General features: G+C 66.4%; 23 protein-coding genes and 1 tRNA gene. 10 read left to right on the plus strand and 14 right to left on the minus strand.

Annotated elements, in window-relative coordinates:
* Positions 1-10: 10 nt before the first annotated feature.
* Positions 11-448 carry an Lrp/AsnC family transcriptional regulator gene (locus BKA03_RS12215; RefSeq protein WP_062074419.1) on the minus strand — a complete coding sequence of 146 codons (438 nt, stop codon included), beginning with the start codon at positions 446-448 and terminating at the stop codon, positions 11-13.
* 122 nt (positions 449-570) lie between these two features.
* Here BKA03_RS12215 and ddaH point away from each other — a divergent pair, with 122 nt between their 5' ends.
* Together ddaH and ocd are read left to right on the plus strand one after the other, a co-directional pair.
* Complete coding sequence (gene ddaH, locus BKA03_RS12220; protein ID WP_062074185.1) at positions 571-1,431, plus strand: dimethylargininase; 861 nt, start codon at positions 571-573, stop codon at positions 1,429-1,431.
* Entirely contained in the window at positions 1,431-2,465 is a 1,035-nt protein-coding gene (ocd, locus tag BKA03_RS12225) for an ornithine cyclodeaminase (protein ID WP_062074186.1), read from the plus strand. Before ddaH ends, ocd begins: the two co-directional genes overlap by 1 nt.
* Positions 2,466-2,481: 16 nt before the next feature.
* Here the strand turns inward: ocd and BKA03_RS12230 are convergent, their stop codons facing one another.
* The 8 genes from BKA03_RS12230 to BKA03_RS12265 all read right to left on the minus strand — a co-directional run bounded on the left by BKA03_RS12230 (position 2,482) and on the right by BKA03_RS12265 (position 10,188).
* Entirely contained in the window at positions 2,482-3,216 is a 735-nt protein-coding gene (locus BKA03_RS12230; RefSeq protein ID WP_238579364.1) for an SDR family NAD(P)-dependent oxidoreductase, read from the minus strand.
* 130 nt (positions 3,217-3,346) lie between these two features.
* The gene (locus BKA03_RS12235) at positions 3,347-3,706 is read right to left on the minus strand and encodes a GntR family transcriptional regulator (RefSeq protein ID WP_062074187.1); all 360 of its coding nucleotides are present in this window, start codon (positions 3,704-3,706) and stop codon (positions 3,347-3,349) included.
* Positions 3,707-3,722: 16 nt separating this feature from the next.
* Positions 3,723-4,739: a DUF1648 domain-containing protein gene (locus tag BKA03_RS12240; protein ID WP_062074188.1), complete on the minus strand. Its 1,017-nt coding sequence runs from the start codon at positions 4,737-4,739 to the stop codon at positions 3,723-3,725.
* 130 nt (positions 4,740-4,869) lie between these two features.
* Complete coding sequence (locus tag BKA03_RS12245) at positions 4,870-5,820, minus strand: hypothetical protein (protein WP_152649462.1); 951 nt, start codon at positions 5,818-5,820, stop codon at positions 4,870-4,872.
* Between the two features lie 445 nt (positions 5,821-6,265).
* Positions 6,266-6,341, minus strand: a tRNA-Ala gene (locus tag BKA03_RS12250).
* A 118-nt stretch (positions 6,342-6,459) separates the two neighbouring features.
* A complete protein-coding gene (locus BKA03_RS15600; RefSeq protein ID WP_179398092.1) occupies positions 6,460-7,437 on the minus strand; it encodes an FKBP-type peptidyl-prolyl cis-trans isomerase in 978 nt (325 codons plus the stop codon).
* A 285-nt stretch (positions 7,438-7,722) separates the two neighbouring features.
* Positions 7,723-8,601 carry a zinc metalloprotease HtpX gene (gene htpX, locus BKA03_RS12260; RefSeq protein ID WP_062074191.1) on the minus strand — a complete coding sequence of 293 codons (879 nt, stop codon included), beginning with the start codon at positions 8,599-8,601 and terminating at the stop codon, positions 7,723-7,725.
* Positions 8,602-8,817: 216 nt separating this feature from the next.
* A complete protein-coding gene (locus BKA03_RS12265; protein ID WP_062074192.1) occupies positions 8,818-10,188 on the minus strand; it encodes an FAD-dependent oxidoreductase in 1,371 nt (456 codons plus the stop codon).
* Positions 10,189-10,540: 352 nt separating this feature from the next.
* On the opposite strand from BKA03_RS12265, the gene BKA03_RS12270 reads away from it, so the two are divergent.
* From BKA03_RS12270 to rarD, 8 genes are all read left to right on the plus strand, one after another.
* Positions 10,541-11,599, plus strand: a complete 1,059-nt coding sequence (locus BKA03_RS12270) for a phospholipase D-like domain-containing protein (protein ID WP_083971129.1) — start codon at positions 10,541-10,543, stop codon at positions 11,597-11,599.
* A gap of 268 nt (positions 11,600-11,867) precedes the next feature.
* On the plus strand, positions 11,868-13,622 hold the full coding sequence (locus tag BKA03_RS12275) for a nitrite/sulfite reductase (RefSeq protein ID WP_373366735.1): 1,755 nt from the start codon (positions 11,868-11,870) through the stop codon (positions 13,620-13,622).
* Positions 13,619-14,347: a phosphoadenylyl-sulfate reductase gene (locus BKA03_RS12280; protein WP_083971132.1), complete on the plus strand. Its 729-nt coding sequence runs from the start codon at positions 13,619-13,621 to the stop codon at positions 14,345-14,347. Before BKA03_RS12275 ends, BKA03_RS12280 begins: the two co-directional genes overlap by 4 nt.
* A complete protein-coding gene (cysD, locus tag BKA03_RS12285) occupies positions 14,329-15,258 on the plus strand; it encodes a sulfate adenylyltransferase subunit CysD (RefSeq protein WP_062074194.1) in 930 nt (309 codons plus the stop codon). Before BKA03_RS12280 ends, cysD begins: the two co-directional genes overlap by 19 nt.
* Entirely contained in the window at positions 15,258-16,703 is a 1,446-nt protein-coding gene (locus BKA03_RS12290; protein WP_083971134.1) for a sulfate adenylyltransferase subunit 1, read from the plus strand. The genes cysD and BKA03_RS12290 overlap by 1 nt, the downstream gene beginning before the upstream one ends.
* 26 nt (positions 16,704-16,729) lie before the next feature.
* A complete protein-coding gene (locus BKA03_RS12295; RefSeq protein WP_202965706.1) occupies positions 16,730-17,506 on the plus strand; it encodes an ABC transporter ATP-binding protein in 777 nt (258 codons plus the stop codon).
* Positions 17,493-18,371, plus strand: coding sequence for an ABC transporter permease (locus BKA03_RS12300; RefSeq protein ID WP_062074196.1), 879 nt, complete (start codon positions 17,493-17,495; stop codon positions 18,369-18,371). The genes BKA03_RS12295 and BKA03_RS12300 overlap by 14 nt, the downstream gene beginning before the upstream one ends.
* 78 nt (positions 18,372-18,449) lie before the next feature.
* The gene (gene rarD / locus BKA03_RS12305) at positions 18,450-19,421 is read left to right on the plus strand and encodes an EamA family transporter RarD (protein WP_062074197.1); all 972 of its coding nucleotides are present in this window, start codon (positions 18,450-18,452) and stop codon (positions 19,419-19,421) included.
* Positions 19,422-19,683: 262 nt separating this feature from the next.
* Here rarD and BKA03_RS12310 read toward each other — a convergent pair whose 3' ends face one another.
* The 5 genes from BKA03_RS12310 to nuoL all read right to left on the minus strand — a co-directional run bounded on the left by BKA03_RS12310 (position 19,684) and on the right by nuoL (position 26,433).
* A complete protein-coding gene (locus BKA03_RS12310) occupies positions 19,684-20,367 on the minus strand; it encodes an O-methyltransferase (protein ID WP_062074198.1) in 684 nt (227 codons plus the stop codon).
* 116 nt (positions 20,368-20,483) lie between these two features.
* Positions 20,484-21,479, minus strand: a complete 996-nt coding sequence (locus tag BKA03_RS12315) for a polyprenyl synthetase family protein (RefSeq protein WP_062074199.1) — start codon at positions 21,477-21,479, stop codon at positions 20,484-20,486.
* 5 nt (positions 21,480-21,484) lie between these two features.
* Entirely contained in the window at positions 21,485-23,071 is a 1,587-nt protein-coding gene (nuoN, locus tag BKA03_RS12320) for an NADH-quinone oxidoreductase subunit NuoN (protein WP_062074200.1), read from the minus strand.
* Positions 23,068-24,552 (minus strand): NADH-quinone oxidoreductase subunit M, encoded by a 1,485-nt coding sequence (locus BKA03_RS12325; protein WP_062074201.1) that lies wholly within the window; start codon positions 24,550-24,552, stop codon positions 23,068-23,070. The genes nuoN and BKA03_RS12325 overlap by 4 nt, the downstream gene beginning before the upstream one ends.
* A 3-nt stretch (positions 24,553-24,555) precedes the next feature.
* A complete protein-coding gene (nuoL, locus tag BKA03_RS12330; protein WP_062074202.1) occupies positions 24,556-26,433 on the minus strand; it encodes an NADH-quinone oxidoreductase subunit L in 1,878 nt (625 codons plus the stop codon).
* Position 26,434 lies beyond the last annotated feature (1 nt).

Consider the following 26,434-nt stretch of genomic DNA (forward strand, 5'->3'; position numbering starts at 1 on the left):
CCCTCATCCGTCAGCGAAGCCTCTCGTCGACGAGCCGAGAGAGCACGATGGCGCTGCGGGTCTTGTCGACTTGCGCGGCATCACGGATCTTCTCAAGAGCGACCTCGAGGTCGGGCATCGTCGCCGCGCGAAGACGGACGATCGCGTCGGCCTGACCCGTCACCGTCAGGGCCTCGACCACGTTCGGGATCGCGCCGAGGATGCGCGTGAGTTCATGAGGGGCGACCGTCCCCCTGCAAAAGAGCTCCACGTACGACTCGATCTTCTGGCCGTCGACGTCGGGATCAAGGCGGACGCCAAAACCGCGAATCACCCCCGTATCGACAAGCCTGTCGACACGGCGTTTGACGGCCGACGCGGACAGACCCACCCGCAAACCGAGGTCCGCGAAACTCGCCCTTCCGTCAACACGCAACTCATCGATGATCCGGTGGTCGAGATCGTCGATCGTCATACTCTCTCCTTAGACGCTTGATTCTCGCACGACGCGCGATGTGTTTGCACGTATTGAGCGCTCAGGGCCGTACTTTTGCACGCTTTCTTTGCGATCCTTATGGCCTAGGAGGAACAATGACCATCACCGCGCCGTCCCAGCGCGCCACTCGCGTGGCCACCCCATTGACCGTTCTCATGTGCCGCCCTTCTCACTTCACGGTGACCTACCGGATCAACCCCTGGATGAACCCAGACTCCCCCACCGACACCCCGCGTGCGGTCGCCCAGTGGGAGGCGCTTCGCGACGCTTACAAGCGCCTCGACTTTGAGGTGCACGAGATCGATCCGATCCATGGGCTCCCCGACATGGTCTTCGCGGCGAACGGTGGCCTGGTGATCGACGGGGTTGCCTACACGGCCAGCTTCCACTACCCACAACGCCAACCGGAGGGCCCCGCATACGCCAGTTGGCTCGGAGTCGCAGGCTACGACGTTCGCCACGCGAGCGTCGTCAACGAGGGTGAGGGCGACTTCCTCGCCGTGGGAGACGTCATCCTTGCTGGCCACGGGTTCCGCACCGACCCCGCGAGCCACGATGAGGCCGCCCGCGTGTTCGGTCGCGAGGTCATCGCTCTGCGCCTCGTCAGGCCCGAGTTCTACCACCTCGACACCGCGCTCGCTGTGCTCGACGGCCGAGTCGGACACGAACACGTCGCATACCTACCCGGCGCGTTCGATGCCGACAGCCTTGCCCTCCTGCGCGACCGGTTCCCCGATGCGATCGAGGTGTCTGAGGAGGACGCGGCCGTGTTCGGCCTCAATGCGGTCTCCGACGGCCTTCACGTCGTCACCGCCGAGCGCGCGACGGGCTTCCATGCCCAGTTGCGGGAGCACGGCTACGAGCCCATCGGCGTCGACCTTTCCGAGCTACTGCTCGGTGGCGGAGGCGTCAAGTGCTGCACGCTCGCGTTGCGCGGGCCGGAAAGGGAGTTCTGATGGTTGCCTGTGTTGACACTCCTCGCATGCGCGAGTGGATTTCAGAGCGCGGCATCGAGCCCATCATCGTGGACTTGGTGGAACGCATGGAGGCCGCGTTCACGCGCTGGCTCGACTTCGAACGCGCGCCTCGCATTCCATCGCATTCGCCGCTTGGCGTCATCGAATTGATGCCCACCTCCGACGGAAACCACTACGCGTTCAAGTACGTCAACGGCCACCCCGCGAACCCCGCGAGCGGGCTACAGACCGTCACCGGGTTCGGCGTGCTGGCCGACGTCGGGACCGGATATCCCGTGCTCATCGCGGAAATGAACCTGCTGACGGCCCTGCGCACTTCCGCGACGTCGGCGATGGCGGCGAAGCGCCTTGCCCGCCGCGACGCGCGCGTCCTTGCGCTGATCGGCACCGGCAGCCAGTCGGAATTCCAGGCCCTGGCCATGCGGGCGGTTGTCGGAATCACCCACGTTCGCATCTGGGACATCGACCCCGCCGCGATGGACAAGTTCGAGCGGAACATGGCCGACTGGGGGCTCGACATCTATCGGGCCTCAAGCGCGGCCGATGCGTGCCGCGGGGCAGACATCGTCACCACCTGCACCGCCGACAAGGTGAATGCCGTCGTCCTCACGGACGACATGGTGACGGCGGGAATGCACCTCAACGCGATAGGAGGGGACTCGCCAGGCAAGACCGAACTCGATTCCGCAATCACGTGCCGCGCCCGCATCTTTGTCGAGCACGAAGAGCAGACCCGTATTGAGGGCGAAATCCAATTGCTGCCCGCCGACCACCCCGTCGAGCCTCTCTGGCGGGTCATCGCGGGCCTCGCCCCCGGACGCCTCATGGACGGCGAGCTCACGCTCTTCGACTCCGTGGGCTTCGCGATCGAGGACTTCGTTGCGCTCGAGTACCTCAACGAGCAGGTCCGAGGCACGCGTTTTGCGGGGGAGATCGACCTCATCACGTCGCCCGAGGACCCGAAGGACCTGTTCTCCCTCGTGGCCTCCCCTGCGCTGGCGGTTGCTCACTAGGGCTCGAAGCGAGCGGCTATGAGGTCCGATTCACCACTTGAGCGGAGGACTGGTCCCGCGGCATCATCAGTACCTGGTCGATGTTCACGTGGGAAGGTCGCGAGGCGATCCACGTGACCGTTTCGGCGATGTCCTCCGCGGTGAGCGGCGTCATCCCCGCGTAGACCGAATCGGCACGTTCTTGATCGCCCCCAAAGCGCACGACGGAAAACTCGGTCGCGACCATACCGGGATCAATCTCGCTCACCCGCACAGGCAGGCCGAGCATCTCGATGCGCAACACTCGAGTGAGGGACGCAACGGCATGCTTGGCCGCGTTGTAACCACCCCCGCCGCGATACGACTCACGCGCCGCGATCGAGCCAATCGTGATGACCTGGCCATCACCGGAAGCGATGAGCTTGGGCAAGAGGCCGCGCGTCATGCGCAGCGTGCTCATCACGTTCATCTCGAACATGCGCAGCCACTCGGCGTCATCGGACTCCGCAATGGATGACACCCCGAGCGCCCCTCCCGCGTTGTTCACGAGCAGGTGGCACGTCTCCACTTGAGCGCAAAATTCTGCGGTCGACGCGGGATCGGTCACATCCAGATGATGCGCGGCGCCACCGATCTCCGCGGCGAGGGCCTCGAGCCGATCGACGCGACGCGCACCCAGGACGACATTCCATCCTTGGGAGGCGAGGGCGCGCGCGCTGGCGGCGCCAATCCCGCTCGATGCTCCGGTGACGACGGCGGTGCGCTGGCTCACGGTGTTTCCTCTCTCGGACGGGCGTTGCGGCCACGTAACCATCGTGCCACCGACGCATCCCTCGCCGCGCCGCAGAACCATGCCACCGCGCGGTGCGCTGGCACCCGCATCCGCATCGGCTTGGAGGGACCTAGGGCATTGCCTTGAGACTGTCGCGAACGAGGGACGCCAGCGCGTCCGCCGTCATCCCGAGGGCGGCGGCCTTCGCACCGAGCTCGCGGATGTCTTCCGTGAGTTCCGTCAGATCGCCAGCGGCCGATGTGACGACGGCCCCTCGCCCCCTTCTCATGTCGACGAGGCCCTCGTCGCGTAGCACCTGGTAGGCGCGTAGCACCGTGTGCAGGTTGATGCCCAGTGATGCGGCCACATCCCGGGCGGAGGGAAGTTTGTCGTCGGGGCGAACGCGGCCGGCCGCCATGTCGGTTCGAATGGCGGCGGCGACCTGCTCAAAGATCGAGATGTCGCTCGAGGAGTCGACTCGAATCAGCATGACTTCTCCTTGCCGCTCACGGTGCGGCGGGTGGCATGGTGCTCGCCCTTTTGGCGAATGCCAGGAGGAGCGCGGCGGCGGTCTCCGCATCGTCGACCGTAATGACCAGGCGCCTGCCATTGCGCCGGGTCACTTGCAGAGACTCCCCGTTGCGCAGGATGATCCCGAGCGCGCCTGGACGCTGCCGGATGCCCCATCCACCGAATTCGGCGAAGCCATTGACTCGTGCCACGCCTGCATCGGCCACGTCCGCGATGGCGACGCCGAACCTGGGTACACCCAGGGCGGAAACGGCGGTGACACCGGTTTCGTCGACCCGCACGTGAAAGGTGGTTGCCGCCGCGAATGCAAGCGCCACGAGAGCCGTGGTGCCCAGGTAGATCCACGCGGCGGCGGTCTGCCCAGCGATCCACAGGCCCGCTGTTGCGAGGCCGAGTCCCGCCACGATCACAAACAACAGGATCCTGAACGGTCGCGCCATCGCCGCCGTGCGCATCCATACCGCCCGCTCTCCGGGCGCGAGACCCAAGGGGACCGCGTGCGTGAGTCCGGGCACCACTGCCTGCTGGCGGGGCTGAAACAGCCACCCTGTGACCCCGGCGACGGCGGCCGCCCCAAAGCCCGCTACGAGCGCGGGGAAGACGCTGGGGGCGTTGTGCGCGTCGGCCAGCCCCCGCTGCAGGTCCACCGTCCAGGTATTCAGCACCGCCGATAGCGCCGACAGGCCGACCGCAAGCGCGGCCATGAACCGAAAGTTCGCCCCGCGGGCACCGCGCATCAGGAGCGGAAGCGTGGTCGCGGCGATGAGTGCGGGCAACCCGAGCCCAAGGACGGCGGCAACGATGAGAATCGTGGCGAGCCCGCCAAAACCGTCTGCCGCGCCCAATGGCCCCCAGTGCGTCGCGATGGGGTCAGGAAGATCGTGGCGCCACGAGAGCTGAAGCGCAATGGCAACGATGGTCAAGAATGCCGGGGCGACGAGCGCCACGAGGATGAATCGACGGACCACCGGCGTCTGTGTCGCTTCGGACATGACACCTACCTCTCCAATAGCACTGTTATAGAATCACTATAACACTATGGAGACTGGTCATACCGTTCGGATCTCTCTGCGGGGGGAGGACGACACTGTCACGCCGCCAAAGGCAAGGCGCGAAGTGCCTCTAGCCCATGAGGCACGTGCCGCCGACCGCGGCCTTTGCGATCGCCATGTCGTTGGCGTTGTACCCGTAGTTGGTTCCACCGCCTCCGAGAAGAATCGAGTATGCGTCCGTCACGTTCTCAAAACGCGAGCCGCCAATCCCGACGGTGCCACACGTCCGGAGAATGATCATGTGACTCGACTCATGGAGGACAACGTTGCGACCCCGACCCGACGCCGAGGACCACGTGCTGTAGGCGGCGTTGGAAACGTAGATGGTGGACCCGCCCTGGAAGCAGCCGCCGATCGAGCCGCCGGCAAACCGGCCGCATGGCGCATCTGACCACGAGATCGTTCCGCCGTAAGACCTGGCGATTGCCTCGAGATACTGCTTCGGCGTCTGACTAGACGCGGCAGCACCCGATGAAGACGAGGCACCCCCCGACGTCTTGTGCACGCTCGGGCGGCTCGCCGCGGCCCTGGCGGCTTCTGCGGCCTTGGCGGCTTCTGCGGCCTTGGCGGCTTCTGCAGCAACCCTCGCCGCCTCAGCCACTTCCCAAGCGGCGACTTCGCCCTTGACGCTTTCGATATCCGCCCTGAGTTGAACTTGCTCGACAAGCGGGGCCTTCTCATCATCGGACAGGATCACGAGCGAGTAGGCGCGGTTGGTCTCCACCGCAAGCGCCCTGCGGCTCGCATCGGCTGCCTTGCCCTTCGATGACGTGAAGAGGTCTTCGGCCGTCCTGACATCCGCGGCGAGCGAGGTCTTCGCGTCGGCCAGTGCCACCACGTGGCGCGCTTCCACCACTTTTGCCAATTCGGGCAACTGGTTGATCGCGTGGGTCCACGAGGTTTCCTTGACGGACACGGACAAGCCCGCGGCGGCCGCAGTGTCGGCGGGCACGGGCGCAATGGCAACGCTGAGTGCGAGGCAAACAGCCCCGGCCACGTGCCTCAATTTCATCTGAACCATGAATAAAGCATCGGTCAGATATGGTCCAAAGAACCGGGTCTGTGAGCAAGGCAACAATGCCCCTGAAACGGACGAATTGGCCACCCTGTGAGGTCGGTCACACTTTCACAGAAATGTGAATAGCCGATGCGCTAAACCCGTAGTTATTAGGTATTTTGTGTCCTCAGAGGGGCTATCGCTGCCGGTGACATTCATCACACCTGCGAGTCTCCCTTTGCGAGCCGGTGCGTGTGGCGAATTGTGACGTCTGTCACACCGGCGTTTTCATGCAAATAGGGGCCCCAATTTGGGTCCAGCGAGAGTGCACAAAACGGGTTTCAAGGGACTTTTCACTCCATCGTGGACCCTCATGAGGCCCGCGTCGAGAGGCCCGGGGGCCCGTCTCGAGCCTGTCAAACGGGTGCCCGCGGCACGAAAAAGGGCCGCCCTCGCGGGCGGCCCTTCCTGGTGGAGCTAAGGGGATTCGAACCCCTGACCTTCTCATTGCGAACGAGACGCGCTACCAACTGCGCCATAGCCCCATCGCTTCTCGTGAAGCGACGAACAGAGTATCACTTGGGGCGCTTGGCCCCGAAATGCACGCTCACCGCAAGAGGCTTCGGCAGGGGCGGTAGGCCCCCGCCGAAGCGCCAGCGGAACTTAGTTTGCCGCGAGGATGTCCACGACGAACACGAGAGTGGAATCACCAGGGATCGTGGTGCCCTGGCCTGCTGCTCCATATCCGAGCGCCGGCGGCACGACCAAGAGAACCTGGCTTCCGACGGTCTTGCCGACCATTCCCTTGACCCAACCATCAATCAGCGAACCGGTCGCAATGGTGAAGGTGGCCGTTGAGCCCCTGTCCCAGGACGAATCGAACTGCTTTCCATCCCACAACCAACCGGTGTAGTTGACCGTCACGGATTGACCCTCAGCGATCGCTGGGCCAGTACCGGTGATGAGGTCCTGAGATACCAGAGCGGTCGGCTTCGTCGCACCGGTGAAGGACACGGAAGGCTTACCGGTCCCGTCAAGCGTCACCGTCGGCAACCCCGCAACCGGCGCCACGGTCGCGCCGGTCGGCTTGGCGAGAACATCGGTCGCTCCCATCACGTCGAACGCGACGACGACAGCACCCTGGCCCGCATCGGGAACCGCGAAGAGAACCTGCGCGCCGATGTGTGCCTTCGACAAGATGCCGTAGAGCACCGGGTCGAGAGACGATGAACTGAGCGTGACGGGAATGGCCTTGCCGTCCTTGTACGTGGAATTCTGGACGGTTCCATCGTCGCCGGAGAACTGCACGACGTCGAGAGAAAGAATCTGGCCATCCTTGAGAGCGGCTCCGGTGCCGTCCTTGATGACCCTGCCACCACTCGCGGTGAAGTTGATGGGATAGGTGAACGTCAGGCCAGGCGCTGAGCCCGAGCCGTTGTCGACCCACTTCATGTCCGCGAGCGCCGCCGTGGGATCAACCCCCGGGAGCGCAACGTGCGCAGCGGCAGTGGGTGACGGGACTGATGTGGCTGGCGCCGCACTCGCTCCCGACGAAGGGCTGACCACAGAGGCTGGGGTGCAGGCGGCAAGGGAAAGTACGGCTACCGCGACGGCGGCAGGCAGGATGAAACGATGCTTCACGAGGGCAACTCCATTGGATCGGTGACGTCCAAGTCTCCCACGCCGCGAACCATGTACGACGACGTGAGCCAAGGTCCTTACATTCTTCACACAACGACCGGCAGCGGTGAAGGTTCCCTTCAGCGCCCGCGTGCGGCTTGAGGCGCGCCGACGGGGAGGCCGTCGCGCCGCCGAGAACGACGCTACCGCGAATGACTCGCCATCCATACGATGTCTGCCGTCGTCACGGCCATGGTCCGAACCCGTGGCACCAACGTCCTGAGCCACAACACCTGGGCGCGACTGTTAGCCCATGTAGCGTCGGCCGCTTGTCATGGCCTCGAGGCGAGCGATCCGGTCCTCCATCGGAGGATGCGTCGAGAACATCCTGGCGAGGCCCACGCTGCTGAACGGGTTGGCAATAAAGAGGTGGCTGACGTTCTCCAGTTGAGAGGTCTGCTGCAACGGGTGGGCGGCCGTGCCGGCCTCGAGCTTGCGCAGCGCCGACGCGAGGGAGGCCGGGTCGCCCGTGAGGGTCGAGCCGTCCTCGTCGGCGTCATACTCTCGCGTGCGCGAAATCGACATGCGGATCAGGGTGGCCGCGAGCGGCGCCAGGATCAGCATCGCGACGAAGCCCAGGATGCCGAACGGGTTGTCGCGGCTGTTGCGGCCGCCGCCGAACCACAAGGAAATGTGCGCCACCGCCGTCACAATGCCCGCGAGCGCCGCCGCGACGGAGCCGATGAGGATGTCGCGGTTGTACACGTGCATGAGCTCGTGGCCGAGCACCCCGCGCAGTTCACGCTCATCGAGAAGAGCGAGGATGCCCTCCGTGCAACACACCGCGGCGTTGGCGGGATTGCGGCCGGTCGCGAAGGCATTGGGCGCCTGGGTGGGCGAGACGTAGAGCTGCGGCATCGGCTGATTTGCCTCACGGCTGAGCTCCCGCACGATGCGATACATCCCTGGCTGTTCGACCTCGGTCACGGGGAAGGCGTGCATCGCCCTGATCGCGAGCGTCGCCGAGTTCCAGTACCCGATCGTCGTGCCGATCACCGAGAACGCCGCGAAGGCCCAAAAGAAGCGGCCGCCAGACACGACGCTGCCGACGCCAAGCATGACTGCCCAGAGCAGCACGAATAGGCCAAGCGTCTTGGCTCCATTGAAATAGCGTCGGGATCCCACGGTGTTCCTCCTTGTGCCCTAAAAACGGGCAGGCGGCCGTCCGCGTTCCAGGATGCCAGGAGGTTCGACATGAGCGTGGGAACGCACCGCCGGGCCGATCCAGTGATCACGCCGCCAACTACCAAGGAGAGCGGTACAAATCAAGCCATTTGCGGACGATGGGGTGCCCAAGGCGGTACAAATCAAGCCATTTGCTGGGGGGTGGGGTGGGGGTCGCTAGTCGCGGCGCAAGGCGATGTCGGTCATCTCCTCGCGGGGAACGACCTTGACGCGCTCGCGGCCCTGAACCTCGCCGGTGTCCTTCTCATGGGCGTCGAGGACTTCCCAGTCCTTCCACTCGACCACGGGCACGCCGCGCGACTTCAGTAGCTGGAAGACGTTGTCGGGGCTGAGCTGTTCGGGCCCCGCCTTCGACTCGGCGAACAGGCGCTCGGAGTCGTCCACGAGGTGCTGGATCGTCTCCGCGGCGTCGGACTTGGTGGAGCCGATGAGGCCAACGGGGCCGCGCTTGATCCAGCCGGTCGTGTAGTAACCCGGAACCACATCCCCACCGTCGACCACGCGGCCGCCCTCGTTGGCGATGGTGCCCTTCGAGTCATCGAAGGGGATCCCCTCGATGGGCGTGCCGTAGTAACCGACGGCGCGGTACACCGCCTGGACCGGGTAGTCGATGAACACGCCCGTGCCGCTCGCGGTGCCGTCGCCGTTGAGCGCGGTGCGCTCGACGCGCACGCCGGTCACCTTGCCATCCTGGCCGAGCACCTCGTGTGGCGCCTGGAGAAAGTGCAGGTGAATGCGTCGTGAGGCGCCGGTGGGCTCGCGCAGCGTCCAGTCGTTGAGGGTCTTCACGACCTGTTTGGTCTGGTGATGCCCGTCGATCGCGGCGAGCGAACCCTCGTCGTAGTCGTAGTCCTCGGGGTAGACGATGACGTCGACATCGGGAACCTGAGCCAGCTCGCGCAGCTCGAGGGGGGAGAATTTCACCTGAGCAGGACCGCGCCTGCCAAAGAGGTGGACGTCGGTCACCGGAGAGCCCTCGAGCACCTCCAGCACGTTCGCGGGGACGTCCGTCGGGAGCAGATCCTTGGGGTGCTTCGAGAGCATGCGAGCCACGTCGAGCGCCACGTTTCCCACACCGAAGATCGCGACCTCCTTGGCCGTCAACGGCCAGGTGCGAGGCACATCAGGGTGGCCGTCATACCAGCTCACAAAGTCGGCGGCGCCAAAAGAGCCATCCAGGTCAATACCAGGAATGTTGAGGTCGGCATCGCGGAACGATCCGGTAGCAAAGATGACCGCGTCATAGTGCTCGCCGAGGTCCTTCAGCGTGAGGTCGGTGCCGATGTTCACGTTGGCGAGCAGGCGGATGTCGCCGCGCCCCAAAACATTCGCGAGCGCCACGATGATTTGCTTGATACGCGGGTGGTCGGGAGCCACTCCGTAGCGGACCAAGCCAAAGGGCGCGGGGAGCCGTTCGATGATGTCAATCGAGGTCTCAATGTCCGTCTTCGACAGGATGTCGGCCGCGTACGTGCCAGCGGGGCCTGCGCCGATGATGGCGACGCGCAAGGGGCGGGATGAGGTCACTGGACTACTCCAACGTCTGGGACTGGGGCGCGCGGGGTGACCCGCAGGCGGCAACGGGCGCCAGTATAGACACCTCCGTGGGGCGAACCGCCACGTGGGTCATGCCTGGTCACCGCCTCTGGGTCTCCCGCAGTGTGTGCGTCGGGCGTGGTCATCGGCGCATCCTCCCGTGTCACCATGCGGCACAGCGCCGCGACGGCACGGGGACTTGCCGCGCATCCAGCCTACCTGGGGATCCACGCCTCGGTGGGGGCGAACGAGGGGCCGCGCCGGAGGTGAACCTTCCCTGAATTCCCAGTGAAGATATGTGGCTCCGGCACCCATCGGCGCCGTAAAATGTCACCGTAAGGGTATGGAAACTGTGCACCTCACCAAGTTGCCCAAGCCGGGCCCGGGGCCCGCACGCATCGGGGACGACCGCCTCCTGGAGCGCGCGGACTTGTTGCTGCCCCAGGAGTACATCGCCGACGCCACCCGTGCCATCCATGACGCCTCGCGCCGCGTTCGGGTCATCGCGCTCACGATCGCCGATGAGGCCGAGACCGAGGCCCTGCTCGACGCCCTGGTCGCGGCCGCGCGACGGGGCGTGGACGTCCACGTTGCCGCGGACACCTTCACCTATGTTGACGCCGCCGGACGCTTCGTGCCGAAGAGCTACCTGACGAAGCGTCGGCGCGCTTCGATGGCCATGGCCACGAAGCTGACCGATGCAGGGGTGACGTTCGACTGGCTGGGTCAAGAGGGCGGGTTGCCGTGGCGCGGGCGAACGCACACCAAGTTCTGCGTGGTTGACGACACGATCTACAGCTTTGGCGGGGTCAACATGGACGATCGCGGTGCGACCAGTGGCGACTACATGCTGCGGATCACCGACCACCGCCTGGCCGAGGACCTGGTGCGGGTCTACGAACGCACCCGCCATGCCAACTCATTCTTCTCCGGCTTCCACTCCTCCTCGCTCAGGTACGGCGAGGATCTCGTGCTGGTCGACGGCGGGATCCCCGGCGACTCGATCATCTACCGCCAGGCACTCAAGTACGCGCGCCAGTCCGAGCGCATCGTGCTGGTCTCCCAGTACTGCCCCACGGGCGAGCTGGGCAAGGTCATCGCGGCCAAGAACCACGAGATGTGGTTCAACCCGCCGCGCAACGCGAGCCACTTCAACCGCGCCCTGATCGCCGCGTCGATGGCGGTCACTCGCCACCACACGCTGTACCGCAAGCGCCAATACCTGCACGCCAAGGTGATCGTCTTCTACCTGAAATCCGGCGAGCGCCTCGCGATCACGGGTTCGCACAATTTCGTGCGCGGCGGCGTGACGCTCGGCACGCGGGAGATTGCCCTGCAGACCAAGAACCCCCTGGTGATCGACCAGATCGAGGCCTTCATCGAGTCGCACGTGCGGCACTAACGCGATGCCCCTAGGGGTATCACCCCTGGTACAACGCCCCCCGGAGACACGCCGGACAGTTTGCTTGGGACCAATGTCCCGTGCCACACTCTGCGCCATGGCCCTCCAGCACACGACCGCGCGCTCTTGCCGCGTGATGTGCTGCGCCATGTGTCTGTCGGCCTAGCCGCCCAGACGCAGACCCCCCTGCAGCCCTGGGCGCTCGGCCTCCGAGCGCTGCTGGATCGCGCTCGCGGACGAGTTCCCGATATCCCCACAAGGAGAATCGGTGAGCATCACAACCGACACAACCGATGCCGACGAGCGTCGCCGCCACCGCGACGAGGCTCGCCTCATCCGCACCCGCGAGGCATCGGCGCGCAAGCACACCGTGTCCAAGGATGGCCAGTGGGCAGCGGGTGACCGCACGGCTTTGAACCCCGCAGAGGAGTTCAAGTCCGTCTCCGACCCACTCGACGTGCGCCACCGCATCGAGACGATGTACTCCAAGTGGGGCTTCTGGTCGATCCCCCCCGGCGACCTGCGCGGCCGCATGCGCTGGTGGGGTCTCTACACTCAACGCCGGCCAGGCATCGACGGCGGGCGCACGGCCCAGCTCGAGTCTCACCAGTTGGATGACGAATTCTTCATGCTCAGGGTGCGCTCCGACGGCGGCCAGCTCTCGGTCAAGCAGGCGCGAATGATCGCCGACGTCTCGCGCGACTTTGGGCGCAACACGGCCGATGTCTCGGACCGCCAAAACATTCAGCTCCACTGGATTCGCATCGAGGATGTGCCCGAGATCTTCCGCCGCGTCGAGGACGCGGGGCTCTTCACCACGGAGGCCTGCGGCGACGCGCCCCGCGTCATCCTGGGCTCCCCCGTCGCGGGCGTTGCCAAGGACGAACTGATCGACCCCACTCCGCAAATCCAGGCAATCATCGAGCGCGGCATCGGCTCTCCCGAGTTCTCCAACTTGCCGCGCAAGTTCAAGTCAGCAATCACCGGCACCCGCATCCCCGACATCCTGCACGAGGTCCAGGACGTCGCGTTCGTCGCCGTCGAACACCCCGAGCTGGGCGTCGGCTATGACCTGTGGGTGGGCGGCGGACTGTCGATCAACCCCCACCTGGGGGTGCGCCTCGGCGCGTTCGTCGAACCCGCCAAGGTGCCGGAGGTCTGGGCAGGGGTGATCGGCATCTTCCGCGACCACGGCTACCGCCGCCTGCGCACCCGCGCCCGCCTCAAGTTCCTGGTCAAGGCGTGGGGTGCGGACAAGTTCCGCCAGGTGCTCGAGGACGACTACCTCGGCTGGCATCTTCCCGATGGGCCCGGCCCCGAGGTGGGCGGTCCGGGCGACCGCGGCGACCACGTCGGAATCAACGAGCAACGCGATGGCAGGTTCTACATCGGTGCCGCTCCCATTGCCGGCCGCATCTCCGGGGACACGCTCGCGGCGATCGCGGACATCGCGGAGGCGGCTGGCTCGGACCGCATCCGCCTCACGCCGCTTCAGAAGATCCTCATCCTGGACGTGCCGCGCGACAAGGTCAGCGACGTGGTGAACGGCCTGCGTGCACTTGAACTCGAGTCGAGCCCAGGCGAGTTTCACCGCAACGCCATCGCCTGCACCGGAATCGAATACTGCAAGCTCGCGATCGTCGAGACGAAGGCGACCGCTCGCGAGGTGGTGCAGATGCTCGACCGCGCCTTCCCCGACCTCGACGTGCCCATCTCCGTACACGTCAACGGTTGCCCCAACTCTTGCGCCCGCATCCAGGTGGCGGACATCGGCTTCAAGGGACAGCTCGTGCTCGACGACGAGACGGGCGAGCAGGTCCCCGGGTTCCAGGTGCATCTGGGCGGGCGCCTCGGTCGGGGCGAGGACAACGACTTCGGCCGCAAGCTGCGAGGCCACAAGGTCAAGGCAGACGGCATGCCCGAATACATCGAGCGGGTCACCAGGAACTACCTCGCGACGCGCGAGCAGGACGAGCCGTTCGCCCGCTGGGCGTTCCGGGTAGACGAGGAGTCGCTGCGATGACAACTCCTGCGCTGACGCCGCTCCTGACCCTTTTCAATCCCACCGAGTGGACCGAGCAGACCGCCGCCGATGCCAACCTCAGGCTTGAGACGGCATCCGCCGCGCACATTGCCGACTGGGCGGTCGCGACGTTCGGCGCCCGCCTGATCGTCGCCGCCTCGATGCAAGACACGATCCTCCCGCACCTGTTCGGCACCAGGCTCGAGGGTGTTGACGTGCTGTTCCTCGAGACCGGCTATCACTTTCCCGAGACCCTTGCCACGCGCGACGAGGCCGCGCGGCGCCTGCCGATCACCGTGGTCGACGCCACGCCACGGCTCACCGTCGCACAGCAAGACGCCGAGTATGGCAAGGACCTCTTCGGCCGCGACCCGAACCTGTGCTGCGCGATGCGCAAGGTCGAACCCCTCGGCCAGGCGCTCAACGGTTACGACGCGTGGGTCACCGGCACGCGTCGGGCCGACGCCGCCACTCGCGCCAAGTTGCCCGTCGTCCAGTGGGACGCGAAGCACGGCCTCGTCAAGGTCAACCCGTTGGCGCTGTGGTCCGACGAGCAGGTCGAGGCGTACCAGGCCAACAACGACCTCCCCCGCCACCCGCTCGTGGCACAGGGCTACCCCAGCATCGGCTGCGCGCCCTGCACCAGGGCCGTTGCTCCCGGCGAAGATCCCCGCGCCGGCCGCTGGGCAGGACAAGACAAGACCGAATGCGGGATCCACGAATGAGCGCCACACCCACCACAACGGGACTGAGCACGCTTGAGGCCCTCGAGTCAGAGGGCATCCACATCCTGCGCGAGGCGGTCGCGACCGCCCGCAAGCCGGTCATCCTGTTCAGCGGAGGCAAGGACTCGGTGGCCGTGCTCCACCTGGCCACGAAGGCCTTCTGGCCGGGCCGCGTGCCGATCGAACTCCTGCACGTGGACACCGGTCACAACTTTGACGAGGTGATCGCCTTCCGCGACGCGACCGTCGAGCGGCTGGGATTGCGCCTCAAGGTCGCGAAGGTGCAGGACTACATCGACGACGGCCGGTTGCGCGAGCGCCCCGACGGCACCCGCAACGCGTTGCAGACAGTGCCGCTCCTGGGCGCGATCGCCGATGGCGACTACGACGTGGTCTTTGGAGGCGCCAGGCGCGACGAGGAAAAGGCGCGCGCCAAGGAGCGCGTGGTGTCGTTGCGCGACGAATTTGGCGCCTGGGACCCCCGCAACCAGCGGCCCGAGCTCTGGAACCTCTACAACACGCGCCACCTGCCCGGCCAGCACGTCAGGGTCTTCCCCCTGAGCAACTGGACCGAGCTGGACGTCTGGCGCTACATCGACCGCGAGGCTTTGGAGTTGCCGGACCTGTACTACGCCCACGAGCGCGAGGTCTTCGAGCGCGACGGAATGCTCCTCGCGCCCCACCCCGCACTCGCGCGCAAGGAGTCGGAGCCTCTCAAGCGGCGCGTCGTCAGGTACCGAACCGTGGGCGACGCGAGCTGCACGGGGGCGGTCGAATCCGCCGCGGCATCGGTCGCAGACGTCATCGCCGAGGTCGCCGCGACCCGCATCACCGAACGCGGGGCCACACGCGCCGACGACAGGGCCAGCGAGGCCGCCATGGAAGACCGCAAGAAGGAGGGCTACTTCTAATGACCGCCACCGCATCGGCAACCCCCGCGCTTGAAAACGCGGCACCCGCATCGGCAACCCCCGCATCGGCAACCCCCGCGCTTGAAAACGCGGCACCCGACTCGCGCCAGACCTCCTTGCTACGTTTTGCCACCGCCGGTTCCGTCGACGACGGCAAGTCCACGCTCGTGGGCAGGCTGCTGCATGACACCAAATCCATCCTGGCCGACGCCTACGAGGCGGTCGAGCGCGTCACTCGCGAACGCGGCGGCGAGGGCATAGACCTCGCCCTGCTCACCGACGGCCTGCGCGCCGAGCGCGAGCAGGGCATCACGATCGACGTCGCCTATCGCTATTTCGCTACCCCACGGCGCACCTTCATCCTCGCGGATTGCCCCGGGCACGTGCAGTACACGCGCAACACCGTCACGGGCGCCTCGACGGCCGACGCCCTCGTGGTCCTCGTGGATGTGAGGACGGGGGTGGCGGACCAGACGCGCCGCCACCTCGCCGTCGCCGCGCTGTTGCGCGTCCCCCACGTCATCGTCGCGGTCAACAAGATCGACCTTCTCGGTTGGGAGCGTGCGCCCTACGACGCGATTGCCGCCGACGCGGCCGAACACGGCTCAGGCCTGGGAATCGAGGTCTCGGTGGTGCCGGTGAGCGCTCTGCTCGGCGACAATGTCGCCTCACACTCGCGCCGCACCCCCTGGTACACGGGCCCCACCGTTCTTGAGCTCCTCGAGTCCCTGCCCTCCGCGGACCAGATCGACACCGCTCACCTCGAAACCGGCGAGAACGTCGCAGGATGGCGGCTCCCCGTGCAGAACGTGCTCCGTCCTCAGGGCGCGGCGATCAGCGACGAGTACCGCGAGTATCGCGGCTATGCGGGCCAGGTGTCTCAAGGGATCATCCATGTGGGCGACGAGGTGGTGGTCCAACCGTCGGGAAGACGCACCGCCGTCGCCGGACTCGACACCGCCGACGGCCCGCTCGACTCCGCGCGCACCGGCCAATCCATTGCGGTACGGCTCGCGGACGACGTCGACGTGGCGCGCGGGGACCTGCTGTCTTCAGTGCCCGACGCGGCGCGTGCCGTCAAGAACATCGACGCCCACGTGGCGTGGCTCGCCGACCGGCCACTGCGGGTGCGCGACAGGGTGCTTGTGCAACACGGCACCGCGCTCGTGCAGGCCCTGGTCGTCCGGATCTCGGGGGTGCTCGACATCTCGCTGCCGGGCGGGACCCTCGACTCGAGCATCGTGCATGGAGACAGCCTGGCACTCAACGACATCGGCGTGGTGTCACTTCTCCTCGCCTCGCCCCTCGCCATCGAGGACTACAGCCTCCACCGGCGCACAGGAGCGTTCGTGCTGGTGGACCCGCAGGATGGCGCGACCCTCGCCGCGGGAACCGCACGTGCGGCCACTCCAGGCACGGGCCCGGACGGGTACCTGAGCATCTGATGAGCGCGGCCGTTCGCTTTACAGGTGTGACCCAGTCGTTTTCGCGCCGCGGTGCACACCGATCCGCGCTTGCCTCGGTGGACCTGGACGTCGCCGCGGGAGAATTCGTCGCCATCGTCGGCCCTTCCGGTTGCGGAAAGTCCACTCTTCTCGACCTCGTCGCAGGCCACGCTCAACCCGCCACCGGTTCCGTCACGGTCGGCGGGACGCCGGTCACCGGGCCTGGCCCCGACCGCATGCTCGTGTTCCAGGAGCACGCGCTCTTCCCGTGGCTCACCGTGCAGGAAAACGTCGAATTCGGCTTGAGGTCTGCGGGCATGGATGCCGCACTGCGCTCGGCGACCGCCTCGGAGTGGATCGCGCGCGTGGGACTTGCCGACGCCGTCGGCCTTCACCCGCACGAGTTGTCGGGAGGCATGCGTCAGCGGGCGGCCCTGGCCCGCGCCTTCGCGCTCGCCCCTCAAGTGCTCCTCATGGATGAGCCGTTCTCAGCCCTCGACGCACCCAGCCGCGACCGACTCCACGTCGAGCTCCAGGGCCTGTGGCGCGAGACGGGCACGACCATCATCTTCGTCACCCACAACGTGCGCGAGGCCGTGGTGCTCGGCGACCGCGTCGTCGTCATGTCGTCCGGCCCCGGCCGCGTCATTGGCTGGGTCCCCGTGACGCTTTCTCGCCCCCGCGTCGTCGAATCTGGCAGCGTGGTCGCCCTCGCCCAACACGTGCGAGGCTTGCTTGACGAGGCGGACCAACTGGGCATCACCGCGCCTCGCGAAGGCAAGGACGGCTATGTCAGCATCTGAGGCCCCCGCCCATTCGCTGCTGGCCGACGCACACGGCGCACCCGCCGGGCCCGCATATCCCGCTGATCCCGTCACGACCGGCGTTGCCCGCCGCCGACGGTGGGACACGGCCCCCATGGTGGTCACCGGTGGGATGCTCGGTCTGGCTTGGTGGCTCACCTCTACCCTCGCCCCGTCGCTTCCGGGTCCGCGTGCGACCGCCGCCCAGCTGTGGGACATGGCGCTGTCGGGATCTCTTGTCTCGATCCTGTGGCGCACCGCGGCGTTCATGGCCGTGTGTTTCGCGGTCGCCGTGGTGCTCGGCATCGGCGGCGGTCTCGCGATTGGCATGAACCGGTCGCTCGATCGCGGCCTGTCCGCCTACCTGGCTGCGCTGCAGGGCATGCCCACGTCGATGTGGATCCCGGTTGCCGCGATCGTGCTCGGTACCGACGTGTGGTCGCTCGGCGCGGTGGTGGCGCTCGGCGCGGTTCCGGCCATCGTGCTCAGCACGCGCAACTCGGTGCGCAACGTGCCGCCATTGCTGGTGCGGGCGGGGCGCACGCTCGGCGAGTCCGGTTGGTCGCTCACTCGCCGCGTCATCCTTCCCGCGGCTTTTCCCGGAATCATGTCGGGGCTCGAGCTCGGCTGGTCGATCGCGTTCCGGTGCCTCGTCGCGGGCGAGATCTTTTCGGGCGCCCTGTCGGGAACCGGCATCGGCGAGGTCATCGGCCGAGCCCGCACGAGCGGCGACCTGACCGAGATGATGGCGACCATCGTGATCGTGTTGCTCTTCTCTGTGGTCGTCGATCGATTCGTGTTTGCGCCCGCCCAGGCACGGCTGCGAGGTCCGCGCGGTCTCGAGGGAGCAGCGTCTCGCGGCTAGGTTCGGGACCCCTGGCCCCCATGGGAGGATGCCAGTTGATGGCAGTGCGGACTCAGCGCCCGGTGCGAGACTAGGCGCATGACAGACACCCTCGACCGTAACGGACTAGGTTACGGCGTCGCCGCCTACGTCATCTGGGGACTGTTCCCCATCATCATGGCGGCCCTCGAACCCGCCGCCGCCTTCGAGATCGTGGCCTGGCGTGCGCTGTCTTCTCTGGTGGTCTGTGTGCTCATCTTCACGGCCATGCGCGGCTGGCCTCGGATCGCGGCCGTGCTTCGCGACAGGCGCACCACGCTGCGGCTCGTCGCGGCGGGCGCGCTGATCGCGGTCAACTGGGGCGTGTTTGTCTACGCCGTGGTGACCGAACGGGTCGCGGCCACCTCGCTCGGCTATTACATCAACCCGCTCGTCACGGTGACCTTGGCTGTGGTGTTCCTTGGCGAGCGCTTGCGCCGCCTCCAGATCGCCGCCATCTTCGTCGCGCTCGTCGCCGTCGCCGTGGTGGCGTGGGAGATGGGCGGCATTCCCTGGATCTCCCTGGCTCTCGCCGGTTCGTTCGGGACGTATTCGCTCATCAAGAAGGGCGTGGGCGGCAAGGTCGACGCCCTCACGGGCCTGACGATCGAAACGGCGGCGATCGCTCCCGTGGCGGTGGTCGTGCTCTTCATGGTGCACGCCGCAGGCGACACGACGTTTGGCACGCGCGGGGCGCCCGGGCTGGGCTGGTGGCACGACACCATGCTCGCCGGCACAGGAACGTGGACCGCGGGCGCTTTGCTGATCTTCGCGGCGGGCGCGCGGCGCCTCCCACTCAACGTCACCGGCATGCTGCAGTACATCGCCCCCACCATGACATTCGTGCTGGCCGTGTGGTACTTCCACGAGTCGATGCCCGCGGTGAGGTGGATTGGGTTCGGGTTTGTGTGGATCGCGCTGGTTCTGTTCTCGATCGACGCGTGGCGCATCCGGCCTGGCGGGGCGCGGGCGCAGCTGGCTCGCGAAGAGCGTGCCCGGGATACCGCCGCGATCGCCGCCGAGGCGATCTAGCCACAGCCCTCCGTCGGCACGCCTGGCAGGCGCCTCGCCCCGGACGCCCCGCGCACCCCGGACGCCCCGCGCACCCCGGACGCACCGCGCACAAGTGCCGGACCAGCAACCCCGTATTCCGGAGTCGGCCGCCTAGCAAGGCCGTGTAGATGACCCTGACCCGGCACTTCGGTACAGCCGTGAGGTGCCACCTGTGCCGCCAAGGCGATCTAGCCCGCCGCGGGGATCTACTTTCGCTACTCCGCCGGGCTACAGGACGGTGCTACCACAAAACCGTCGCGACCAGCATCCCGTCGTATCCCTTGCGGCCCACGGTCTGGATCACGGTTGCCTCCACGCGGAAGTCCCTGGTCACGTGCTCGACGACGTCGCGCGAACCCACGACCTTCGGGTCGTCGTCGCTAGCATCGGCGATGGCACCGTCCCTCACCACGTTGTCGATCACGATGAGCGCGCCGCGCCTGGAGATCGCGACTGCGGCCTCGTAGTAGTTGGTGTTGTTCGGCTTGTCCGCGTCGATGAACGTGAAGTCGACGGGGGCATCGTCCGCCAAGATGGGGAGCATCTCGAGTGCGGTGCCGATGCGGATGGTGACCTTGTGACCCACCCCGGCGGCGTCGAGGCTCGCGCGGGCGACGTCGGCGTGACGCGGGTCGCGCTCGTGAGTAATCACCCTCCCGTCATCCGGTACGGATCGCGCCAGATGCAGCGTCGAATAGCCGCCGAGCGTGCCAAATTCGACCACCGTCTGGGCGCCGATGCTGCGCGCGAGTATCCCCAGCAGCCTGGCGTGCATCGCGCTCACCGCGATGTCGGGAAGGTCGGCGGCACGCTGGGCGGCGAGCACGTGGGCCTGCTCGGCGTCGCTCGACGCGTAGTGCGACTCCAGGAACTCGTCGACTGCGAGCCAGCGTGAAGGACCGTCGTGGGGTAGGTCGATGCTCATGCGACGAGCCTAACCCGGCGCCCCGCGATGGGTCGAGGGTACGGATTGAGCCATTGGCGGCATGCAACTGCCTCTGAGCGGTACAGATTGAGCCACTTTGCAGGCAGGGGCGGCGGCTACGTCGCGCGGGCAACCAGGGCGTCGGCAAATCCGAGAAGCGCGTCCTTGACATCACCGTCGCGCAGGCCCGCAATAGCGGCCTTTGCACGGTCGGCCCACTCGCGAGCAAGCGCCGCCGTTTCGTCGACGACCACGTGAGCGCGGAGGCCCGCCAAGACGTCGGCGATGGCCTTGTCGGAACTCAGATCCCCATCGATGAGGCTCAAGAGCGCCACGTCGGCATCGGACGCCGCGCCCTCCGCGATGCGCCTGCGCAGCAACAGCACGGGCATCGTCGAGACGCCCTCGCGCAGGTCGGTGCCAGGGGTCTTGCCGCTCACGTCGGATTCCGAGCGAATATCGAGCACGTCGTCCGCGAGTTGGAAGGCCACACCGGCGAGTTCGCCGAACTGGGTGACGGCGGCGACGGTATCGCGGTCGCAACCGGCGAACATCGCGCCGAAGCGAGCCGATGTTGCGACAAGGGATCCCGTCTTGTCGGCCAAGACCATCAGGTAGTGATCGACGGCGTCCTCGCCCACATCCGGCCCCACGGTCTCGTGAAGTTGACCGAGGCACAGCCGTTCGAAGGTCTCCGCCTGAATGCGCACCGCGGCGGGGCCGAGTCCGGCCACCACCATGGAGGCCCTCGCAAACAGCAGGTCACCGGTGAGAATGGCGACGGAGTTGCCCCACACCTCGTGAGCGCTAGGGGCGCCGCGCCTGGTGGGCGCGTCGTCCATGACGTCGTCGTGGTACAGCGTTGCGAGGTGCGTCAGCTCCGCGACGACTGCGGCATCGACCACCTCGGGACGGTTCCCGTCACCCAACTGCGCCGTGAGGAGCGCCAGCACCGGCCTCAATCGCTTTCCGCCCGCATCGACCAAGTGACGCGATGTCGCGTCCGCGAGCCGGTCTGACTGGGCGACAGCATCCCGGAGTCGCTCCTCGACAAGGGCGAGTCGCGGCGTGATGGCCGCCTCGAGCGCGGCATTTCCCAGTGGGAGGGCCATCCGGCCTACCCCCCGATCGCGGGTGCCAACAACACGCCCGCGCTGTGAGCGAGCTCGAGCGCCCACGAGGGGAACACACCCAGGACGATGACGGCGATCGCCATGGCAATCGCGACCCCCCGGCCGAGAGTCGTCGAGCGGATCACGACGTGGGGCGCGACATCCGTGGGCGCATCCGTGAAGAACATGAGCACCGCCAGGCGAATGTAGAAGAACGCGGCCGCCGCGGACGCAAGAACGGCCACAAGAACGAGTGGCCACGCACCCGCCTCGATCGCCGCGCGGAACGCGACGAACTTACCGATGAAGCCCGCCGTCAGCGGAATGCCAGCGAAAGACAGCAAGAAGATCATCATCGACACCGCGAGCAACGGGCTGCGCTTGCCAAGACCCGCCCACTGACCGAGGCGTGTCGCCTCCGCACCGATGGCACCGTCGGGAGTGACCTCGCGCACCTGGGTGATCACCGCGAACGCGCCGAGCGTCGCCAGTCCGTAGGTGGCCATGTAGAAGGGCAGCGCGGACAGCGCCGACGGGGAGAAGCCCGCGAAAGCAACCAGAATGAATCCCGCGTGGGCGATCGACGAGTACGCGAGCATGCGCTTGACGTCGGTCTGGACGATCGCAAGCACCGTGCCGAACACCATCGACGCGATCGCGACGGTCCAAATGATCCAGTTGAGTTCCCACGCGAGCCGGAACAGCACCAGGTATGACAGGCGGGCAAGCGCGGCGACCGCGGCAGCCTTCGTTGCCGCAGCCATGAAGGCCGTCACGGGCGAGGGTGCCCCTTGGTAGGCATCGGGAACCCAGAAGTGGAACGGGACTGCACCAATCTTGAAGAGCAATCCGACGACGACCATGAACACGCCGAGCAGGATGAGCACGGAGCGCTGGGGCATGTACGTCGCGAGTACCCCGCCGAGCTCGTACATGCCCGTCTTGCCCGTAGCGCCGTAAAGTAGCGCGACGCCGAACAGGAAGATCGCGGATGAGAAGGCACCGAGGAGGAAGTACTTCAGTGAGGCTTCTTGGCTCAGCAACCTGCGGCGGCGCGACAGCGCCACGAGGATGTAGAGCGGGAGCGAGAACAGTTCGAGAGCGACAAACAGAAAGAGCAGGTCGTTCACGGTGGCGAAGAGCATCATGCCGCCGGTGGCGAAGAGCACGAGGGGGAAGGCCTCGGTGAGGTACATGCCCTTGGCGCGCGCGACGGTCTCCTCCGCCGAACCTGGAGCAACCGAACCGAGCGGCGTGAACGCATCCTCACCCTCGCGGCCCTTGTCGGCGAAAAGCAAGACGCCGCCCAAGGCGAAGATGAGAATGAGGAATTGCCATGCGAGCGCCTGGCGGTCGAGCATGATCATGCTCTTGAGCACGACGACGCCGTCGCCCTGGAGCGCGACCCAGCGCCACACGACGGCGAGCAGTGCGGCGACCACGGCGATGATCGACAACTGGAATTGGTAGATCCTGCGTGCGGCGGGCACGCGCACGAAGGCCTCAAGGAGCACGCCGAGCGCCGCGGCGCCCAACACGATGAGAATCGGCGTGAGGGATGCCCACGCAATATCGGGAGCGGGGTAAGTCACTTTCCGGCCTCCTGGGACACGATGGCGACGATGCCGGCGCTCGGCCCCTTGAGATAGTCAAGGGCGAGCGCGGGAACGATGCCGAGAACCAACATGGCGACGATCAGTGGCCACACGACCAGCCGTTCGCGCAGGTTGAGGTCCTTGGTGGACTCCATCGCCTTGGGCGTGGGACCGGTGAACAGCTTCTGGTACGTCAACAGGATGTACAGGGCTGCGAGCACCACGCCAAGGATGGCGACAATGGTCGCCACCTTGGCCGCAGGGTAGGCGCCGATGAACACCATGATCTCCGAGGCGAAGGGCGACATCCCAGGCAGTGCGAGCGCCGAGAGGCCAACGATGAGGAACGTGCCCGCGAGAACAGGCACCACCTTCTGGAGGCCGCCAAACGCCTTGACCGACACGGTGCCATGCCTGGCCTCGAGGAAGCCGACCATGAGGAACAGCGCCCCCGTCGACAGTCCGTGGCTCACCATGTAGAAGGTAGCGCCCTCGATCGAGGTCTGGCGGAAGGCGAAGATGCCGAGCACGATCATGCCGAAGTGGCTCACCGACGTGAACGCCACCAGCCGGTACATGTTGTCCTGGCCGATCGCGGCGAAGGCCCCATAGAGCACCGAGATGACGGCCAGCACGATGATGAAGGGCGCCGCCCAGCGTGACGCTGCCGGGAACAGGGTCAGGCAGAGCGTCAGCATCCCGAAGGTGCCGACCTTGTCGAGGATTGCCACCAGCAGCGTCGTCGTCCCCACGCGCGCCGACTCGGCAACCGACGGCAGCCACGTGTGCACCGGGACGAGAGGCGCCTTGATCGCGAACGCGACAAAGAAGCCGAGGAACAGGAGCCTCCCCACCCACGGATCGAAGGTCAGCCCCGTGAGGTTCATCGTCAGGAAGGCGTGGTCGCCACCCGGGCCCTGGAAGTACAGGGCAATGACGGCGACGAGCATCACGAGTCCGCCGACGAGCGAGTAGATGAGGAATTTCACCGCGGCGTAGCGGCGCTGCTGACCACCGAAGGAGCCGATGAGGAAGTACAGCGGGATGAGCATCGCCTCGAAGAGCACGTAGAAGAGGAAGACATCCCTGGCGGCGAAGATGCCCACCATGAACGACTCTGAGACGAGCACTAGCCCCAAGTATTGGGCCCGGCGGGGGGCCGCATCGTCTTCCTTCCAGCCGGCCGCGATGACGATCGGCACAAGCAAGGCAGACAGAACGATGAGGCTCAGGCCGATGCCGTTGACGCCGAGCGCCCAGCTCGCGCCGATCTGCGGAATCCACGAGTGGATCTCGGAGAACTGGATGGCACCGGCTTGAGATCGGTCGAATGCCGCAACGAGGGCGACGACGAGCGCGAGCTCGACGACGGACGCGCCAATAGCGAACTCGCGGGCCCAGGCCCGCAACTGCGGGACGACCAGCAGCAGGAGGCCCGTCACTGCGGGCCAGGCGATCAGGATGGTCAAGATGGGCACGGTCTAACCCCCCATAACGAGGATGGCGGCGATCACGACAAACCCCAGCAACATGAGCAGGGAGTAGGAACGCACGCGCCCTGACTGGAATCGACGGGTGGCCTCACCGAACGCGGCAATACCGCTCGCCTGCTTGTTGACGGCGCCGTCGACGAGCGTGGCATCGGCGTACACGAGCGTGCGGGTCAGGTGAGTGCCTGGAAGCTGGAACACGGCGCGGTTGACCGAGTCCTGGAACATGTCGTTGCGCGCGGCGAGGACCGCGAGCGACGCGGGAGGTGGCTCGATGGGCACCGGCTTGCGCAAATACATCCAGTAGGCGAGGGCAACGCCCGCGGCCACGAGCAGGAGCGTCAGCGTCGTGAGCACGGGCACCGCAAGCACGGGCTCCCCTGGCCCATGCGCCCCCGTCACCGGCTCAAGCCAGTGCTGGAAACGGTTGCCGATGCCCAGAATCGCGCCGATGAGCGCGGAACCCGCGGCGAGGATCATCATCGGCACGGTCATCAGCAGAGACGACTCGTGCGGGTGCTGCCCGTCCGTCCACCGCTGCTTGCCGTGGAAGGTCATGAAGAACAGTCGCGACATGTAGAACGCGGTGATCCCCGCACCGATGAGAGCGGTCAGCCCAAACACCCACGGCTGCCAGCCCTCGCCAATGAACGCGACCTCGATGATCTTGTCCTTGGACCAGTAGCCCGAGAACGGCGGGACGCCCAGGATCGCGAGCCAACCGAAACCGAAGGTCACCCACGTGATCACCATCGCCGAGCGCAGCGCGCCGTAGCGGCGCATGTTGACCTGGTCGTTCATGCCATGCATGACCGAACCCGCACCCAGGAACATCCCGGCCTTGAAGAAGCCGTGGGTCACCAGGTGGAAGATCGCGAAGACGTAGCCGATGGGCCCCAGTCCCGCCGCGAGCATCATGTAGCCGATTTGCGACATCGTGGATGCGGCAAGCGCCTTCTTGATGTCGTCCTTCGCGCTACCGATGAGCGCACCCATGATGAGCGTGATGGCGCCGACGATCGCCACGACGAGGCGGGCATCTGGAGCTCCGTCGAAGATCACTCCCGAACGCACCACCAGGTACACGCCCGCGGTCACCATGGTGGCCGCGTGGATGAGCGCCGAAACCGGCGTGGGGCCCGCCATCGCGTCACCGAGCCACGACTGCAGTGGGAACTGCGCCGACTTTCCAGTGGCCGCGAGCAGCAGCATCAGGCCTATCCCCGTCAGGACGGCGGGCGACGCGCTGCCTGCGCCCGCGAAGACGCCTGCGAAGGTCACCGAGCCGAAGTGCGCAAACATCAGCGCCATCGCCAGGATCAGGCCCATGTCGCCGATGCGGTTGACGATGAACGCCTTATTGGCGGCGCTGGCAAATTCGGGCTTGTGGTTCCAGAAGCCAATGAGCAGGTACGACGCGAGGCCGACGCCCTCCCAGCCGACGAAGAGCAAGAGGTACGAATCGGCCGTGACGAGCAGCAGCATCGCGCCGATGAACAGGTTGAGGTAGGCGAAGAACATTCGCCTGCGCGGGTCGTGCTCCATGTACGCGACCGAGTACACGTGGATGAGCGTGCCAACCACCGTGATGAGCAGCACGAACGTGAGAGACAGCGGGTCGAGGAGCAGTCCGGCGTCCAGGTGGAACTCGCCACCCGAGAACCACGTGAAGAGGTGCACCGACTCGGCGCGATCGGAGGCACTGCGGCCGATCATTTCGAAGAAGGCGACGATGCCGATGACGGCCGTCGCCCCGGAGACGCCGACGCCAGCCCAGTGGCCCCAAGCGTCGGCGCGGCGACCGGCGAGCATGAGAACGAAGAAGCTGAGAAGCGGCAGGGCGATAAGCAGCCAAGAGACGGAGAGCATT

The sequence above is a fragment of the Demequina lutea genome, assembly GCF_013409005.1.
GTDB lineage: Bacteria > Actinomycetota > Actinomycetes > Actinomycetales > Demequinaceae > Demequina > Demequina lutea.